Annotated in this window: 13 protein-coding genes; 1 reads left to right on the top strand and 12 read right to left on the bottom strand. The window is 72.8% G+C overall.

Annotation, left to right across the window (positions count from 1 at the left end):
• Positions 1-7: 7 nt before the first annotated feature.
• The 8 genes from AA0005_RS03180 to AA0005_RS03145 all read right to left on the bottom strand — a co-directional run bounded on the left by AA0005_RS03180 (position 8) and on the right by AA0005_RS03145 (position 9,006).
• Positions 8-700 (bottom strand): class F sortase, encoded by a 693-nt coding sequence (locus AA0005_RS03180; RefSeq protein WP_413451980.1) that lies wholly within the window; start codon positions 698-700, stop codon positions 8-10.
• 1 nt (position 701) lies between these two features.
• On the bottom strand, positions 702-1,517 hold the full coding sequence (locus AA0005_RS03175) for a DUF4397 domain-containing protein (protein ID WP_413451979.1): 816 nt from the start codon (positions 1,515-1,517) through the stop codon (positions 702-704).
• 173 nt (positions 1,518-1,690) lie between these two features.
• Positions 1,691-2,680, bottom strand: coding sequence for a LacI family DNA-binding transcriptional regulator (locus tag AA0005_RS03170; RefSeq protein ID WP_413451978.1), 990 nt, complete (start codon positions 2,678-2,680; stop codon positions 1,691-1,693).
• Positions 2,681-2,746: 66 nt separating this feature from the next.
• A complete protein-coding gene (locus AA0005_RS03165; protein ID WP_413451977.1) occupies positions 2,747-4,186 on the bottom strand; it encodes a tagaturonate epimerase family protein in 1,440 nt (479 codons plus the stop codon).
• Positions 4,187-4,198: 12 nt separating this feature from the next.
• Entirely contained in the window at positions 4,199-5,611 is a 1,413-nt protein-coding gene (uxaC, locus tag AA0005_RS03160; RefSeq protein WP_413451976.1) for a glucuronate isomerase, read from the bottom strand.
• Positions 5,612-5,692: 81 nt separating this feature from the next.
• Positions 5,693-7,036 carry an ABC transporter substrate-binding protein gene (locus AA0005_RS03155; RefSeq protein ID WP_413451975.1) on the bottom strand — a complete coding sequence of 448 codons (1,344 nt, stop codon included), beginning with the start codon at positions 7,034-7,036 and terminating at the stop codon, positions 5,693-5,695.
• A 94-nt stretch (positions 7,037-7,130) separates the two neighbouring features.
• Positions 7,131-8,075 carry a carbohydrate ABC transporter permease gene (locus tag AA0005_RS03150; RefSeq protein WP_413451974.1) on the bottom strand — a complete coding sequence of 315 codons (945 nt, stop codon included), beginning with the start codon at positions 8,073-8,075 and terminating at the stop codon, positions 7,131-7,133.
• Positions 8,068-9,006, bottom strand: coding sequence for a carbohydrate ABC transporter permease (locus AA0005_RS03145; RefSeq protein ID WP_413451973.1), 939 nt, complete (start codon positions 9,004-9,006; stop codon positions 8,068-8,070). Before AA0005_RS03145 ends, AA0005_RS03150 begins: the two co-directional genes overlap by 8 nt.
• Positions 9,007-9,196: 190 nt before the next feature.
• Here AA0005_RS03145 and AA0005_RS03140 point away from each other — a divergent pair, with 190 nt between their 5' ends.
• Positions 9,197-11,221 carry a DUF6807 family protein gene (locus AA0005_RS03140; RefSeq protein WP_413451972.1) on the top strand — a complete coding sequence of 675 codons (2,025 nt, stop codon included), beginning with the start codon at positions 9,197-9,199 and terminating at the stop codon, positions 11,219-11,221.
• Here AA0005_RS03140 and AA0005_RS03135 read toward each other — a convergent pair.
• The 4 genes from AA0005_RS03135 to AA0005_RS03120 all read right to left on the bottom strand — a co-directional run bounded on the left by AA0005_RS03135 (position 11,199) and on the right by AA0005_RS03120 (position 16,038).
• Positions 11,199-12,275, bottom strand: a complete 1,077-nt coding sequence (locus AA0005_RS03135) for a dienelactone hydrolase family protein (protein ID WP_413451971.1) — start codon at positions 12,273-12,275, stop codon at positions 11,199-11,201. The two genes, AA0005_RS03140 and AA0005_RS03135, sit on opposite strands and share 23 nt — an antisense overlap.
• A complete protein-coding gene (locus tag AA0005_RS03130) occupies positions 12,272-13,618 on the bottom strand; it encodes a Gfo/Idh/MocA family protein (protein ID WP_413451970.1) in 1,347 nt (448 codons plus the stop codon). The genes AA0005_RS03135 and AA0005_RS03130 overlap by 4 nt, the downstream gene beginning before the upstream one ends.
• A gap of 67 nt (positions 13,619-13,685) precedes the next feature.
• Positions 13,686-14,987, bottom strand: a complete 1,302-nt coding sequence (locus tag AA0005_RS03125) for an ABC transporter substrate-binding protein (protein WP_413451969.1) — start codon at positions 14,985-14,987, stop codon at positions 13,686-13,688.
• Between the two features lie 136 nt (positions 14,988-15,123).
• A complete protein-coding gene (locus tag AA0005_RS03120; protein ID WP_413451968.1) occupies positions 15,124-16,038 on the bottom strand; it encodes an AEC family transporter in 915 nt (304 codons plus the stop codon).
• Positions 16,039-16,094: the final 56 nt, after the last annotated feature.

The following is a 16,094-nucleotide window of genomic DNA, read 5'->3' as shown; positions in this document are numbered from 1 at the left end:
TCGCGTCCTATGAGGTGATCAATGTAGCGGTGACGACGGTGTTGTCGGTGTAGCTCTGGACGTCCTCCTGCCAGACCCCGTCGCAGGTGATGAGGACGAGGCGGTGCTCGCCCTCGCGGCGGAAGTGCTCGGACAGGTCGATCGTCGACTTGGGGATGAGACGGGCGTCCTCGACGGCGTACTGCAGGACCTGCCCGTCCTCCCGGGTGACCTCGACGAGGTCACCGGGCTCGAGCTCGACGAGGTCGCGCAGCGGGCCGTAGGGGGTGATGAAGGAGCCGGAGTGGGCGGCGAGCACCGTGGTGCCCTCCTCCGCGCCGGCCGAGGGGCCGAAGCGGTACCAGCCCGCGCGGGCGGCGTCCTCGGGGATCTCCATCTGCCCGTCGGGCGCGACGCCGACGGGGTCGACCGGCAGGTCGGCGTCGAGGGCGGGCACGACCACCCGCACCGGCGGGCTGTCCTGCGAGACCTCGGGGAGCCCCGCCGCCGACCGGAGGGGCACGTCCGGGACGGCAGCGGGGCTCGGGGCCGGGGGCGTGGGCGGGTCGCCTGGGGCGGGCGTCGCGGCCGGTGCCCCCGCGCCCGGGCCGGTGGGGGCTCCCACCACCGGCCCGGGCTGCTCGGGCTCCTCGCCGTCCGCACCGCACCCGGTGAGGACGAGCAGCAGGGTCGCCGCCGCGGCTGCGAGGAGGCGCCTCATGTCAGGCTCGCGTCCGGGCGAGGCGACGGGCGCCGACGGCCGCGGCGAGGAGCAGCGCGCCCAGGCCCGCGGCGAGCGCGGCAGTGGGCACGGCGGGCTCGTCGACCGGGACGAGGCCGGTCGGCACGCCGCCGGGCGCGGAGTGGAGGCCGGTGATCGTCTGGGTCGCGACGGCGAGGTTGCCGTCCTCGAGGCTGCCCCAGGCGTAGACGATCGTGCTCGCGCCCTCCTCGACCGGGACGTCGGCCGGGCCGATGACCGGGTCGGTGGTGCCGGTGGCAGCGACGGTCGCCGAGACGGTGCCGGCCGGCAGGTCCAGGCTCTGCTCCGCGCCGTTGGCGAGGTTGGTGATGACGGCCTCGCCGCCGGCGAGGACGTCGACCTCGGGGGCCGCCGCCGTGTGGCGCACGGTGAGGCGCCCCTCGCCGGCCGCCGTCGCGGAGGTGTCGTTGGTGAAGAAGGACGCGGTGGGCGCGCCGGCGGCGTCGAGGTGGGCGACGGCGGTGTAGTTGCCACCGGCCTCGAGGGAGAGGTCGATCGGGCCGAGCACCGGCTCGGTGTCGTCCTCGGCGTCCGCGGCGGTGATCGCGACGGAGTAGCTGCCGGCGGGCAGCTCGAGCGGGCCGGCGAGGGTGGCGGGCTCGAAGTCGTCCAGGGTGCGCTCGCCGTTGACCCAGACGTCCACGGTGAGGTCCGGGACGCCGTGCAGCACGGACAGCTGCGCGGCGTCGCCCGTGGCGGCCGAGGCGGGAGCGGCGAGGGCGAGCAGGGCGAGGCCGGCGGCGGCGCCGATCCCTGCGCGACGGGTGGTGCTCATGGTGTCCTCCAGTGTCGGTGGTGGTTGCTGACACCAGGTATTCGTCGCGACCCGCCACTTTGGATGCACCTGCATGAACTTTTCTTTTTTCGGCCGCGCGAGAGCGCCGCACCCCGCCGAGCTCCTGACCCAGCTCGCGCCGGGAGGGAGGGCGCGGTGGGAGGAGGGGGCGGCTAGCCGCGGCGCCGGGCAGCGGGGCTCGGGGCGCCCGTGGAGCCGCGCACGAGGACCTCGCAGGCGAGCATCTCGACGGTGGGCTCCTCCTCCCCGGCGAGGAGCCGCATGAGCATCTGGGCGGCGACGTAGCCCATGGACGCCCCCTGCGGGGAGACCGTGGTGAGCGCCGGGCGCACCATGCCCTCCTCGATGGCGTCGTCGAAGCCGGCGATCGACAGGTCCTCCGGTACCCGCACCCCGAGCTCCTGGACGCGGGTGAGCAGGCCCCAGGCGATGAGGTCGTCGAAGGCGACGACGGCCCCGGCGTCGACCACCTCCTCGGCCAGTGCACGCCCGGCGGCGTAGCTCGGCGCGTACGGCCCGCGGACCAGCAGCTCGACGCCGTGCCGGGCGGCGGCCTCCTCGAGACCCGCGCGCTTCGTGCGGCCTGACCAGGACCGCGACGGCCCGTCGAGGTAGGTCACGGTCCGGTGGCCGCGCTCGGCGAGCTCGGTGAGCAGGTCGGACATGCCCTGGCGGGCGTCGACGGCGACGGCGGGCAGCCCGGGGACCACCCGGTTGACGAGGACGATAGGCACCCGTTCCGCGAGCGCGACGAGCGTCTCGTCGGGCATGCGGGAGGCGATGAGGATGACGCCGTCGACCTGCTGGCCCAGGCGCCGCACGAGCCCCATCTCCGCGTCGGCGTCCTCGCGGGAGTCCGCGAGGAAGACCCCCATGTCCAGCCCCTGGGCGACCTCCTCGATCCCGGCGACGATCGGCCCGAAGAAGGGGTTGGCGACGTCGGGGACGAGGACACCGATGTTGCCGAGCCGGCCCGTCACCAGGCCGCGGGCGGCCCGGTTCGGGGTGAAGTCGAGCGCCTGGGCCACCTCGAGCACCCGGCGCCGCGTCTCCTCGCTGACCCGTGTCTGCCCGTTGAGCGAGCGGGACACGGTCGCGATCGACACGCCCGCCTCACGTGCGACGTCGTGGATCGTTGCCATGCCTGCCCCCTCCATGTCTGCGGAAGCGATGCCGCGTAAGCGTAGCGGCACGCCGCGCCGCGGGGGTCATGTCCGGGAGGGCACCGTGGCGGCGAAGGGTGCCACGTGCCTCGAGAGGTGCTCGGCGACGACGGCGGCGTACTCCTCCTCGTGGTCGAGGAGCAGCTCGTGCAGGCGGGTGCGCAGCGGGCGGCCGTCGGCGCCGGTCGTGTTGAGCACGTCCCCGTAGCCGACGTGCAGGATCTGGCGCGAGTCGAAGCTCGCGACGAGCTCGACGAGGTCCGTCCCGGCCAGGGTCGTCGGCGTCGCGTCGACGTCCGCGGACACCTGGTAGGACGCCCGGGCGCGGACGAAGGACTCCCGGGAGATCGACCAGATCTCGGCGAGGAAGTCACCGTCCTGCCGGGCCACGACCTCAAGCGCGCACAGGTAGCTCGTGCCGGAGGTCTTGAGGTGGATCCGCCCGCCCGTCGCCTCAACCGCGAGCGGGTAGATGCTGAACTTGTCCGAGCCGGAGTGCAGCGAGATCTTGTACCCGCCCAGCGCCTCCGCCACCGCCGTGTGGCCGAGCAGGTTCTCCCGCAGCGCCTCGGGCTGCCCGAGGTACTCCACGCCCTTCTCGAAGCCGTCGGCGTAGCGGGGGGCGAAGCTCACCCAGTCCACGCCGAGCCGCCGCAGCTCGGCGGCGAGGTAGTAGTGCTCGACGAAGCTCGTGACGAAGTCGGTCTCGTCGACCGCCACCTCGACCTCGACCGGGTAGGTCGCACGGCCCATGAGGTGGTCGTGGAGACGGCGGGTCTCGGCCACGCAGCCGCCGTACTTCACAGCCGCGGTGAGGATCTCCTCCTCACCGATCGTCACCTGGCGGTCCCCGAGGTCGAGGGTCGTGCCGACGTACCGCGAGCGCAGCGCCGCGGCGTCGTCCTCCAGGAGCTCCCACGGCACGGCGTCGACCTGGGCCGCGTCGATGCCCGCGCGGACGTCGACGACGTGGTCACCGGGGTCGAGGGTGAACATGGTGAACCCGGCAGCGAGGCCGCGGTCGATGCCGTCGGTCGTCTTGATGTGGTCGCAGTCCGCGCCCACCTCACCGGTCCAGCCGGCCTGCACGCAGCCGAAGGTCGCGTCGTCCATGACGCTCTGCGCCGCCCGCCCGAGGCGGTCCATCTCCCGGATGGACTGCTGGGCGAAGACGGGGACCACGCCCGCGCCGGACTGCTGGAAGGCGCGCACGTGCCCCGGCGTGGCCAGGCCGAGCCGGTCGCCGGTGCCGACGGAGGTGCGCTCGCGTCCGATGAGCGCGGGACGCAGGTGCGGGAAGGTGGCGCGCAGCGCGGCGGCGTTGGCGGCCGACAGCGGCCCCTCGACGACGTAGCGGCCCTCGCCCTGCCCGGGTGTCCCGGCGAAGGCCTCCAGGGCTGCGGCGTCGGCGGCGCTCACGCGCAGCAGCCGCTGTGCGCCGGCGCGGACGACCCGCGCCTCGTGCGTCTCGTTCCTCAGGGTCACGGTGGTCCTTTCCTAGAGCTTGAACGCCAGCCGCGGCTGGCGGACGACGAGGTCGTGGGCGGTGTCGCGAGCCTCGTCGAGGGTGAGGCGGTGGTCGGCCACCAGCTCGGCGAGGTAGCCGGAGTCGAGCCGGCGGGCCATGTCGTGGCGGGCCGGGATGGACAGGAGGGCGCGGGTGTCGTCGATCATCCCGGAGGTCTTGCCGAAGCCGCAGGACTCGGTGACGGCCTTGCGGTAGCGCCAGATGGCCTCGGGCGAGTCGATGAACCACCACGGGGCGCCGACGAAGACGCTGGGGTAGAAGCTGGCCATGGGGCCCAGCTCGCGGGAGAAGGTCGTCTCGTCGAGGGTGAAGAGCACGAGCTGGAAGTTCGGGTGGGTCCCGAAGCTGTCGAGCAGCGGCTGGAGCGGGCGGACGTACTCGGTGGGGACGGCGAAGTCCGCACCGACGTCGGGCCCGAAGCGCTCGAAGGTCGCGCCGTGGTGGTTGCGCCACGCCCCGGGGTGCAGGGTCATGACGAGGCCGTCCTCGCTCGCCATCCGCGCCTGCTCGTAGAGCATGCCGCGGCGCAGGCGGGCGCCGTCCTCGGCCGAGATGCTGCCGGCCCGGGCCTCGGCGTAGAGGCGCTCGGACTCGGCGGCGCTCAGCGCGAGCGTGCCGGCGTCGAGGTGGGCGTGGTCGCTGGAGACGGCGCCGTGCGCCTTGAAGTGGGCGCGGCGGGCCTCCATGGCGGCGACCCAGCCGGCGTAGGTCCCGGTGTCCTGCCCGGACACCTCCGCGAGCCGGTCGACGTCCGCGTTCCAGGTGGGACGGGCCGGCTCGAGGTAGCGGTCGGGGCGGAAGGTCGGCACGACCGTCGCGGACCACGTCGGGTCCTCGGCCACGCGCCGGTGGGCGGTGAGGTCGTCGCACGGGTCATCGGTCGTGGCGATGAAGTCGATGTTGAAGCGGTCGTGCAGCGCCCGGGTGCGGAACTCGTCCTCCCCCAGCCTGCCGTCGATGTGGTCGTAGATCTCGTCCGCGGTGTCCTCGCCCGGCTCGAGGTCGATTCCGAAGACCTCGACGAGCTGGGCCTCGAACCAGAACTTCATCGGCGTGCCCCGGAACTCCTTCCAGTGGCGGCAGAAGGTCCGGAAGGCCTCGCGTGCCTGGGCCGGGGAGAAGTCCTCCTGGCCCACGCCCATGTGCTCGAGCGGTACGCCGTGGGAGTGCAGCACCCGGTTGAGGTAGTGGTCGGGCGTGAGCAGCAGGGCCGTCGGGTTGTCGAAGCGTGCGTCGTCGGCGAACCACTGGGCGGGGACGTGGCCGTGCGGCGAGATGATCGGCAGGTCGGCGACCTCCGCGTACAGCTCGCGGGCGATGTCCCGCAGCTCGGGGCGTGCGGGGAGGAGACGGTCGGGGTGGACGGAGAGTCTGCGCGGCATGAGTGACCTCGGAGATGGGGAAGGCGGCAACCGGGGCGAGAGGGGGCGCCCGAGAGCCCGCAGGCTCTCGGGCGCCGGGCGTCAGCCGGTCATCGACGCGGCCTCGGCGATGAACTGCTCGGCGGCCTCCTGCGGGTCGAGCTGCCCGAAGAGCACCTGCTCGTTGTACCGGGCGAGGGTCGCGGCGACCTCACCGGCGCCGGCGGGCGGGGCCGGCGGGGCGTCGACGATGTCGGCCGAGACGGCCTCGATGAACTCGGCGGCCTGCTGCTCGGCCTCGCTGAGCGAGGGCAGGACGTGCTCGCGGACGTCGAGGTTCGCGGGCAGCCCGCGGTCGCTGAGGATGATCTCGCCCGCCTCGGGGCTGTTGAGCATCCAGTCGATGAAGGTCGCCGCAGCCTCGGGGTGCTCGGTCTCCGCGGACATCGACAGGGCCATCGCCGGCTTCTGGAACAGGCCGGTGCGCTCGAACTCGCTCTCGCCCGGGTAGCGCAGCAGCTGCAGGTCACGGCCCGCGGCGGAGCTGATCGCCTCGAGCTGGTTGGTCCAGAAGCGGGAGATCGCCGAGCGGTTGGTGGCGACGAGCGACTGCTCGGGGCCGGCGGCGTCGATCTCGAGGCCCTCGCTGGCGCTGGGGGCGCCACCGGCCTCGATGAGGTCGATGCTCTTGCCCCACAGCTCGGCCATGAGCTCGGGCTCGAAGCCGATCTCGCCGTCCTCGTCCCACAGCTCCTGCCCGTGCTGGCGGGCCCAGATGGACAGGTCCGGCTCGATGAAGCCGAAGTCCTGGGCGCCGTAGACGCCGTCGGGGGTGTTCTCGGAGATCTCGACCATGAGGTCGTGGTAGTCCTGCCAGGTCCACGTCGTGTCGTCGGGCATCTCGACGCCCGCCTCCTCGAAGACCTGCGGGTCGGCCATCATGACGCGGACGTTGACGCCGGTCGGGATGCCCCACAGGCCGTCGTTGAACTCACCGCTGCCGAGGATGGACTCGTCGATCGCGGAGGTGTCGATGTCGTACTCGGACAGGTCGGCGAGGACGCCGCGGTCGGCGTACTCCCGCAGGTACCGCTCCTCCTGCATGATGACGTCGGGCGTGTCACCACCGGCGGTCTGGGTGGCGAGCTTGTCCCAGTACCCGCCCCAGTCGGTGTAGTCCGGCGTCACGGTGATGTCCGGGTGCTCCGCCTCGAAGGCGTCGATGAGCTCCTGGTTGAGCTGGTGGCGGGTGTCCGAGCCCCACCAGGAGAAGCGGATGGTGGCCTCGCCGCCGTCGGCGGAGTCCGCGGTGGGGGTGTCGTCGTCGGTGGTGTCCGCCGGGTTCTCTCCCTGACCGCACGCCGCGAGGGTGAGCGAGCCGATGGCGGCGAGTGCTGCCGCCCGCACGAGGAGGGGACGGCGGGAACGGGGTCGTGCATCTCTCATGGTGGTTTCCCTTTCTTGCCGGTCGACGGGCGCGGGGCCAGCCGGCTCGGGCACCACGTCGGGCCCGAGGCTTGGGGAGCCGTGCTGGAGGGTCTTACTTGAGGCCGGTGGTGGCGATCCCCTTGACCAGGTACTTCTGGCCGAAGAGGAAGATGATGAACAGCGGGACGAGCGAGACGATCGACATCGCGAACATCGAGCCCCACGAGCTCTCACCCGTGGAGTCGAGGAACGAGCGCAGCGCGATCGGCACCGTGTACATCTCGGGGTCGATGAGGAAGATCAGCTGCGAGAAGAAGTCGTTCCACGTCCAGATGAAGGTGAAGATCGCCGTCGTGGCCAGGGCCGGCACTGACAGCGGCAGCATGACCTGGAAGAAGATCCTCGGGTGGCCGGCGCCGTCGATCCGGGCCGCCTCGTCCAGCTCCTTGGGCACGCCGCGGAAGAACTGGACCATGAGGAAGACGAAGAACGCGTCGGTGGCCAGCAGCTTCGGCACGATGAGCGGCAGGAACGTGTTGATCCAGCCGAGCTCGGAGAACAGGACGTACTGCGGGACGATGATGACGTGGATCGGCAGCATGATCGACATGAGCATGATCGCGAACCACAGCCCGCGGAAGCGGAAGTTGAGCCGGGCGAAGGCGTAGGCCGCCAGCGAGCACGACACGAGGTTGCCGAGGACCGAGCCCGCGACGACGATCGCCGAGTTCGCCAGGTAGTGGCTGAAGGGGTGCAGCAGCGCGTTCCACCCCGAGGTGTAGTTCTCGAGGGTCACCTCGGAGGGGATGAGCCCCGGCTCGCGGAAGATGAGCGCGTCGGGCTTGAAGGAGCTCGCGACCATCCACAGCAGCGGGTAGAGCATGACGAGCGCCGCCGCGATGAGCAGCACGTGCTTGACGACCGAACGGGTGCGCCGCTTGCGGCGTACCGTCGCGGGCCCGGGGTGAGCCGCCGCGAGCTCGGAGAGGGTGGCGCCCCGCGTGGGGGCGGCGGTGGCCGGCATGACGACATCGGCCTTGGCGGGAGACTCAGTCATTGTAGAAGACCCAGTACTTGGAGGCGAAGAAGTTCACCGCGGTCATCCCGGCGATGATGACGAGGAGCAGCCAGGCCATCGCCGAGGCGTAGCCCATGTTCAGTGCGGTGAAGCCCTGCTGGTAGAGGTAGAGCGTGTAGAAGAGCGTCGAGTCCACCGGGCCGCCCGTGCCGTTCGAGACGATGTAGGACTGCGTGAACGTCTGGAAGGCGTTGATGACCTGCAGCACGAGGTTGAAGAAGATGATCGGCGTGAGCAGCGGCAGCGTGACGCTCCTGAACTGCCGCAGCCGGGAGGCGCCGTCGAGCGACGCCGCCTCGTAGTACATCTCCGGGATCTGCCGCAGGCCGGCGAGGAAGATGATCATCGGCGAGCCGAAGGTCCACACGTTGAGCACGATGAGGGTGCTCAGTGCGTGGTCGGGGTGCGAGATCCACCCCTGCCCCTCGATGCCGAAGAAGCCCAGCACGTGGTTGATGAGGCCGTTGGTGCCGAAGATCTGGCGCCACAGCAGCGCGATGGCCACCGAGGAGCCGAGCAGTGAGGGCAGGTAGAAGGCCGAGCGGTAGATCGCCAGGCCACGCAGGCCGCGGTCGAGCAGCAGCGCGAGGCCGAGCGCGGCGGCCAGCTGCAGCGGCACCGAGACGAAGACGTAGGTGAAGGTCACCGCCAGGGACTTGCGCAGCCGCGGGTCGTCCAGCATCTGGATGTAGTTCTCCAGGCCGGTGAAGACCGGGTCCGACAGCAGGTCGTAGTCGGTGAAGGAGAGGTAGAGCGAGGCCGCCAGGGGCCCGGCGATGATGAGCGCGAGCCCGACGAACCAGGGGCCGAGGAAGAAGATGGCCGCCTTGCCGTCGTTGCGCTCGGCCGGGCTCCTCGTCGCCCTGCCCTTGCGTTTGCGGATGGTCGCGAGCTCACCGAGCGCCGACATGCTCACTCCTCCTCCGGCAGCGCACCGCGCTGCACCGTGTCGGTGTGGTTCTCACTTGTCCTCCTCGGTGGATCTGCGTCGATGACCGAGACGTCTGTGTGGCCCCTGCTCCAGCTCTGGAGGGGGTGTGCCGCCGCTTCCGGGCACCGTGGTGCTTGACATCACACCGTCGTGCGGAAACGCTTACAGCATGGCAGACGCTAGCACCTCGATGCGACCCACGTCACCCCCCCGCCGCTTCCGGATCGCCCTCGTCGGCGCGAACGGCTACGGCGTCATCCACCTGCGTGCCATGCAGGGGCTCATCGCCTCCGGGCGCTGCGAGCTGGTCGGGGTGGCCGACGTCCGTCCTCCCGAGGGCGAGTCGCGTGAGCTCGTGGGCGCCGCCCCCCACTACCCGGGACTGGACGAGCTGCTGGCCGCGACCACACCCGACGTCGTCATCATTGCCACCCCGATCAACACTCACGCCGAGCTCGCCGCCACCGCCATGCGGGCGGGCTGCCACGTCCTGCTCGAGAAGCCGCCCACCGCCTCCCTCGCCGAGTTCACCGCGCTCCTCGCACTCGCCGAGGAGACCGGCCGCGCCTGCCAGGTGGGCTTCCAGTCCTTCGGCTCCCACGCCTTCGCGGAGATCGAGCGCATCGTCGCCGACGGCGAGATCGGCGAGGTGACCGGCGTCGGCGGCGTCGGCACGTGGCTGCGCAGCACCGACTACTACGCCCGCTCGCGGTGGGCCGGCCGCCGGCGACTGGACGGCCGCGACGTCGTCGACGGCGTGCTGACCAACCCGCTCGCCCACGCCGTCGCCACCGCGCTGCGCATCGCCGGTGCGCGGCGGCGGGAGGACGTCGCGGCACTGGAGCTGGACCTGTTCCACGCCCACGACATCGAGGCCGACGACACCTCCTCGGTGCGCGTCGTCATGCCCGACCGGACCCAGGTGGCCCTGGGCCTCACGCTGACGGCGGCGCGGCAGACCCGCCCGCGCGTCATCGTCCACGGCACCGAGGGCAGCGTCACGCTCTTCTACACCGACGACGAGCTCGAGGTCGAGGGCCGCGGCGAGCGCCGCCGCCTCACCGTGGGGCGCACGCCGCTGCTCGACAACCTCCTCGACCACCTCGGGTCCGGGGCCCCGCTCCTCAGCCCGCTCGCCGACAGCGGGGCGTTCATGACCGTCCTCGAGGCCGTCCGCACCGCTCCCGACCCGGCTCCGATCCCCGCGGAGCTCGTCACCTGGACCGACGACGACGAGGGGCGCCACCCGGTGGTCCACGACGTCGAGCACTGGTGCGAGCGGGTCGGCCACGAGCTGCGCACCTTCACCTCGCTCGGCGCCCCGTGGGCGCCGCAGCACCAGGAGCTGGCGAGCCTCGAGGTGGCCGGGACGACGGTCGCCACCTACGTCGACGGCTCGGGCACGAGCCCGCTCGACAGCCCCCGCCCGCACCTGCACCCGGTGCGCACGCGCGGCGGTGTCGTCGTCTCCGACAGCGCTCCCGCGGACCACACGTGGCACGCGGGCGTCGGCGTCGCCGTCCAGGACGTCGCGGGGAACAACCTGTGGGGCGGACGCACCTACCTGCGGGGGCGGGACTACAAGTGGCGGCCCGACCACGGCCGCATCGTCCACCGTGGGTGGCAGGAGCAGGCCCCCGGGAGCCTCACCGAGGAGCTCGAGTGGCTCGGCCACGACGACGAGGTGCTGCTGCGCGAGACGCGTCGCCTCGGCTGGGCCGCGCACGGCGACACCTGGCAGCTCGCGCTCTCCTTCACCCTGCACAACGACTCCGCCGAGCCCGTGTCCCTGGGCAGCCCGGGCAGCAACGGGCGGCCGGCCGGCGGCTACGGCGGCTTCTTCTGGCGCTTCCCGGCCTGCGAGGAGATCGACGTCCGCACCTCGACGCACCGCGGCGAGGACGCAGTGCACGGCACGACCGCGCCCTGGCTCGCGTGGTCGGCCCGGGCCGACGACGGCGACTTCACCGTCGTCCTCGCCCCCGACGACGACGCGACCGCGGGCGACCCGTGGTTCGTGCGTGCGGCGGGCTACCCGGGCGTCGGCTCGGCGATCGCCTGGGACACACCCGTCGTCGTGCCGCCCGGCGGCAGCGTGACGCGCGCAGTGCGCGCCGTCGTCGCCGACGGGCGGCTCACCGACGAGGATGCGGCCGCCGCGGTGGCCGGTCTCAGCGTGCCAGGGAGGCGGTGAGGAAGCCGGTGACCCGGTCCTGCATGTCCGTGTCGAAGCGGTGCGGCCCCGGGTACCACGCCGACTCGTAGCGGCCCGCCGCGAAGCGCTCCCGCAGGAGGCGGTCGGCCGCGGCCATGCCGTCGCGGGGGAAGAGCTCGTCGTCCTCCGCGTAGACGACCAGCTGGTCGTGCGCGCCCCTGCCGAGCGCGACCTCCGGCCAGTCGAGGACGGCGGGCAGCCCGGGCACGGCGAGGTACCACGAGTGGGCGTCGAGGTGCTCGGGGAGCAGGGCCGCGAAGGTCGACATCATGCACACGATCGCCGAGGCCCGGATCGTGGGGTCGAGGGCGGTGAGCACCGCCGACCTCCCCCCGCCGCCGGAGAAGCCAGTGACGGCCACCCGCTCGGCGTCCACCCCCGGCAGGGCCCGCAGGTGGTGCAGGGCCACGAGGTCGTCGTGGGCCGCCATGCCGGCCATGGACGTGCCCAGCACCCCGGCGTACTTGGCCGCCGTCCCCTCGTGGAGGGAGGCGGCGGCGTCGTAACGGCGGTCCGGGTCGGCCAGCTCCCGGTCCTCCTGACGCAACCAGCGGTCGACGCGGCGCGGCAGCGGGTCGAGCGCGAAGCGCCGCGAGCCCCAGCCGAAGGTGTCGTGCGCGAGGACGGCGAAGCCCGCCCGCGCGAGGCCTTCCGCCAGCGGGCGGCCCCCGTAGAGCTCGCGCTGCAGGTCGGCGGCGACCGGGCGCGAGGTGCCGACGAGCCGCTCGGCACCGACCGCCTTGACGTTGGCGTGGCAGTGCAGCGCCAGGACGCCCGGCAGCACCGCGTCCCCGGCGCCCTCCGGACGCAGGTACCAGGCGCGGGTGCGCGGGCCGAAGCCGGTGTCCCAGCTCAGCTCCGTGCGCTCGACGCCGTCCCCGGTGCTCCGCTCACCCACCTCCACCGGGCCGGGCTCGGGACTCGGCACGCCGAGCGCCCGGCCCACCGCCGTCGTCAGGGCGTCACCGGACACGACCGGGCGCGCCCGGACGACGGCCGGCCAGTCGTCGTAGCCCGCGATGTCGCTCGTCACCGGCGCTCCTCAGCCGCCAGCCCGAGGGAGGCGACGTCGACGGGGGAGCCCGTGCGGATGGACTCGTTCGCGGCGATGCCGACGGCCACGGCCCGCACGCCGTCGGGGTAGCCGGCGGGACGGCCCAGCGGGTCCTCCTGCGGCCCGCGGAAGACGTCCGCGAGGAGGATCGCGTCCCCGCCCCCGTGCGAGCCCACGCCCATGGGGATCGGGACCTCGCGCGCCTGCTCCCAGTGCTGCTGGACGAGCAGCCGCTCCCCCTTGGGCCGCAGCTCGTCGGCGTCGGCGGCGTCCTTCGCGGACGGGTCGAGGACGGCGCTGCCCTGGGCGTCGAACTCGACCGAGCCGCGCTCGACGACCTCGAGCTCGGCCCGGCCGCGGGTGCCGTTGACCGTCACCCGGTAGCCCTCCCACGGGGCGTGCGCGTTGAGGGAGTAGGTGAGGTAGGCGCCGCGCTCGTACTCCACGAGCACGGCCATGTTGTCCTCGGCGGTGATGCCGGGCTCGAAGACGTCGCGGTCGCGGATGTAGCCGTCGTGCTGCTCGGAGTCGAGGTAGAGGCGCTTGAGCCGCTCGTCCTTGGTGAGGTCCAGCGCCCACGGGTCACCGGCGGGCGCGTCGGTCCCGCGGGCGGGCCGCGGCTGGCCGGCCGCCGCGGCTCCGGCGCCGTCGTCGCCGTAGAACCGGCGGCTGCCCATGGCGAAGACCCGGCGCGGCGCGTCCGCGAGCCACCAGTTGACGAGGTCGAAGTGGTGGGAGGACTTGTGGACGAGCAGGCCGCCCGACTTGTCCTTCTCCCGGTGCCAGCGGCGGAAGTAGTCCGCGCCGTGCACGGTGTCCAGCGCCCACTCGAAGTGGACCGAGGTGACCTCGCCGATGCGGCCCTCCGCGATGACCTCCCGCAGGGTGCTGTTGCGCGGGGAGTAGCGGTAGTTGAAGGTCATGACGACGTCGCGGCCGGTCTCACGGACGGCCTCGTCGATCGTCCGGCACCCGGCCGCGTCGATCGTCAGCGGCTTCTCGACGACGGCGTCCGCACCGGCCCGCAGCGCCCGGCTCACCAGGTCCGCATGCGTGTGGTCGGGGCCGGTGACGACGACGACGTCGACGCGCTGCTCGGCGATCATCGTCTCGAGGTCCGCGGGCTCGTACCGCGGCAGCGGCTGCCCGCCGGCGGCCGTGACGACCTCGTCGTAGTACGCGGCTCGCCCGGGGTTGGGCTCGCACCACGCCACGAGCTCGGCCACGTCCGCGTGGTCCCCCAGCGCGGCGTCGATGTACATCTGGGCGCGGTGCCCCGTCCCGGCCACCGCGTAACGACGACGGCTCCTGTGCTCAGTCATCTTCTCTCCTTTGCGAAAACGCTTCCGCCCCAGCATGGCACAGCCTGTCCACCACGGGACAGCCCGCTCAGCCGATCGCTGCGGCGACGCGCTCGAGGTACAGGTCGGCGGCCTCCTCGACCGAGACCCGCTCGAAGAGCAGCTCCTCGTACAGGCCCTTGAGGACGGTCTCGACCTCGCCACCGCCGGGCGGGGGCAGGACCGGCGGCGCCTCGAGCTCCGGGCCGATCTCCTCGAGAAACTCGGCCGTGCGCTGGTCGGCGGGCGGCAGGTCGGCGAGCACCTCCGCGCGCCGCTCGAGGTTGGCCGGCAGGCCGCGCTCGCTGAGCATGACCTCGATCGACTCCGGGGAGTTGAGGAGGAAGTCGACGAAGGCGGCCGCCTCCTCCGGGTGCTCGGTGTCGGCGCCGATCGACCAGAACTGGGCCGGCTTGAGGAACATCCCGCTGTGCTCCTCGGACGTCTCCCCGGGGAAGCGGAGCAGGGCGATCTCCCGGCCGGCCGACTCCTCCAGGGCGGGGAGCTGGTTGCTCCAGAAGGGCGCCGTCGCGCCGCTGTTGGTCCCGAGGACCGAGCCCTCGAGCTCGGCCGCGTCGATCTCCAGCGCCACGGTCGGCTCGGCCGCGCCGCCCGTCTCGTGGAAGGCGAGCACGGTGGTCCAGAAGTCGACGAGGGTCTCCCGGGTCAGGCCGATCTCCCCGTCCTCGGTGAACAGCGCCTCGCCGCGCTGCCGGGCGAAGACGTCGAGCATCGCGTCGTGCTCGGGACGGGGCTGCACGCCGAGGAGCTCGCCACCGGAGGCCGAGGTGACCTCCGCGGCGACGTCGACCCAGTCCGCCCAGGTCCAGGCGTCGTCGTCGGGCACCTCCACCCCCGCCTCGGCGAAGGCCTGCGGGTCGATCGCGACGGCGAAGGCGTTGACGCCGATCGGGACCGCGTACATGCTCCCGTCCACGACGCCGGTCTCGGCGACCGCCGGGTCGATCTCGCTGACGTCGAGCCCGTCGAGCTCGCCGAGGTCGGCGAGCAGCCCGCGGTCGACGTACTCGCGGATGTAGCGCGTCTCGTGCTGCATGACGTCGGGCATCTGCCCGCCGGCGATGTTCGTGCTCAGCCGGTCCCAGTAGGAGGAGAAGTCCGTGTACGTCCCCACGACGCGCACGCCGGGGTTCTGCTCCTCGTAGATCTCGATGAGCTCCTGGGTGTAGGTGTGGCGCTTGTCGCCGCCCCACCAGGAGAACTGGAGGACGACCTCCCCGTCGTCCGAGCCGCCGCCGCCGGCGGCGTCCTGCGCGCAGGCGGAGAGCATGAGCGCACCGGCCCCGGCCATCGCGAGGGCGCGGGCGCGGCGGTGGGTTGTCGTGGTCATGGGTCGAGGCTCCTTTGCGTCGTACGGTCGGCGCCGGTGCCGCGGCGGGGCTGGTCTCCCCCGCGCGCGGACCGACGGCCGGGCGACGCCAGGCGTCGCCCGGAGGGGCTGTGGGTACGCCCAGCCCGGGGCGGAGTCACGTCGCCACCAGGGTCGCGACGAGGACGGCGGGGACGGCGAGCACGGTGCTCGCGAGCACGACGGCGCGCGCCTGCGGCACCGCCTGCTGGTAGCGGACGGCGTAGACGAAGACGTTCTGCGCCGCGGGCAGCGCGCCGAGCACGGTGACGGCCAGGAGCAGGGTGCCCTCGAGCCCGAGCACCCACCGGCCGAGCGCGTAGGCGACGAGCGGGTGGGCCACCACCTTGAGGGTGGTGGCGAGCAGGACGTCGCCGGACCCGGCCCGCACGGCCGTCGCCGATCCCCGCAGCGAGAAGCCGAAGACGACGAGCGCCACGGGCACCGCGGCGCCGCCGAGCACCCGCACGGGCTCGAGCGCCGCAGCGGGCAGGCTCACCCCGGCCGCCCCGAGCACGACGCCGAGGAGGGAGGCCCAGATGATGGGGTTGGCCAGTGGCCGCAGCCACGACCGGCCGGGCGCGCGGGTGGGCGAGACGAGGTCGAGGACGAGCAGGGCGACCGGCGCGACGACGATGAGCTGGAAGAGCAGCACGGGCGCGACGTAGGAGACGTCGCCGAGGACGTAGGCGCTGATCGGGATGCCGAGGTTGGCGGCGTTGACGTAGGAGGCGGTGAGCGCGCCGATGACCCGCTCCCCCGGCGCGCGCCGCCACAGCAGTCCGGAGACGACGAGGTAGAGCGCGGCGACGAGGAGGCTGCTCGCGGCCACGCCGACGAGCAGCCGGGAGAAGACGGTCTCGAGCGGCGCCTCGAGCAGGGTCGTGAACAGCAGCGCGGGCGAGGCCAGGTAGAAGACGAAGCGCGCGAGGGTCGACTCCCCCTCGGCGGGGAGGGCGCCGGTGCGCGCGGCGAGGTAGCCCAGCGCGATGAGCACCGCCACGATCGCGAACCCGGTCAGTACGCCGTTCACCCGCCACCCCGTCCCTCAACGACTACGTTGCTTATAGGCTATACGCTACAGGACGA

This window comes from Georgenia phoenicis (genome assembly GCF_047302425.1).
Classification (GTDB): domain Bacteria; phylum Actinomycetota; class Actinomycetes; order Actinomycetales; family Actinomycetaceae; genus Oceanitalea.
The sequence above is the reverse complement of the archived record's forward strand: the minus strand, read 5'-3'. Positions and strand labels throughout refer to the sequence as shown.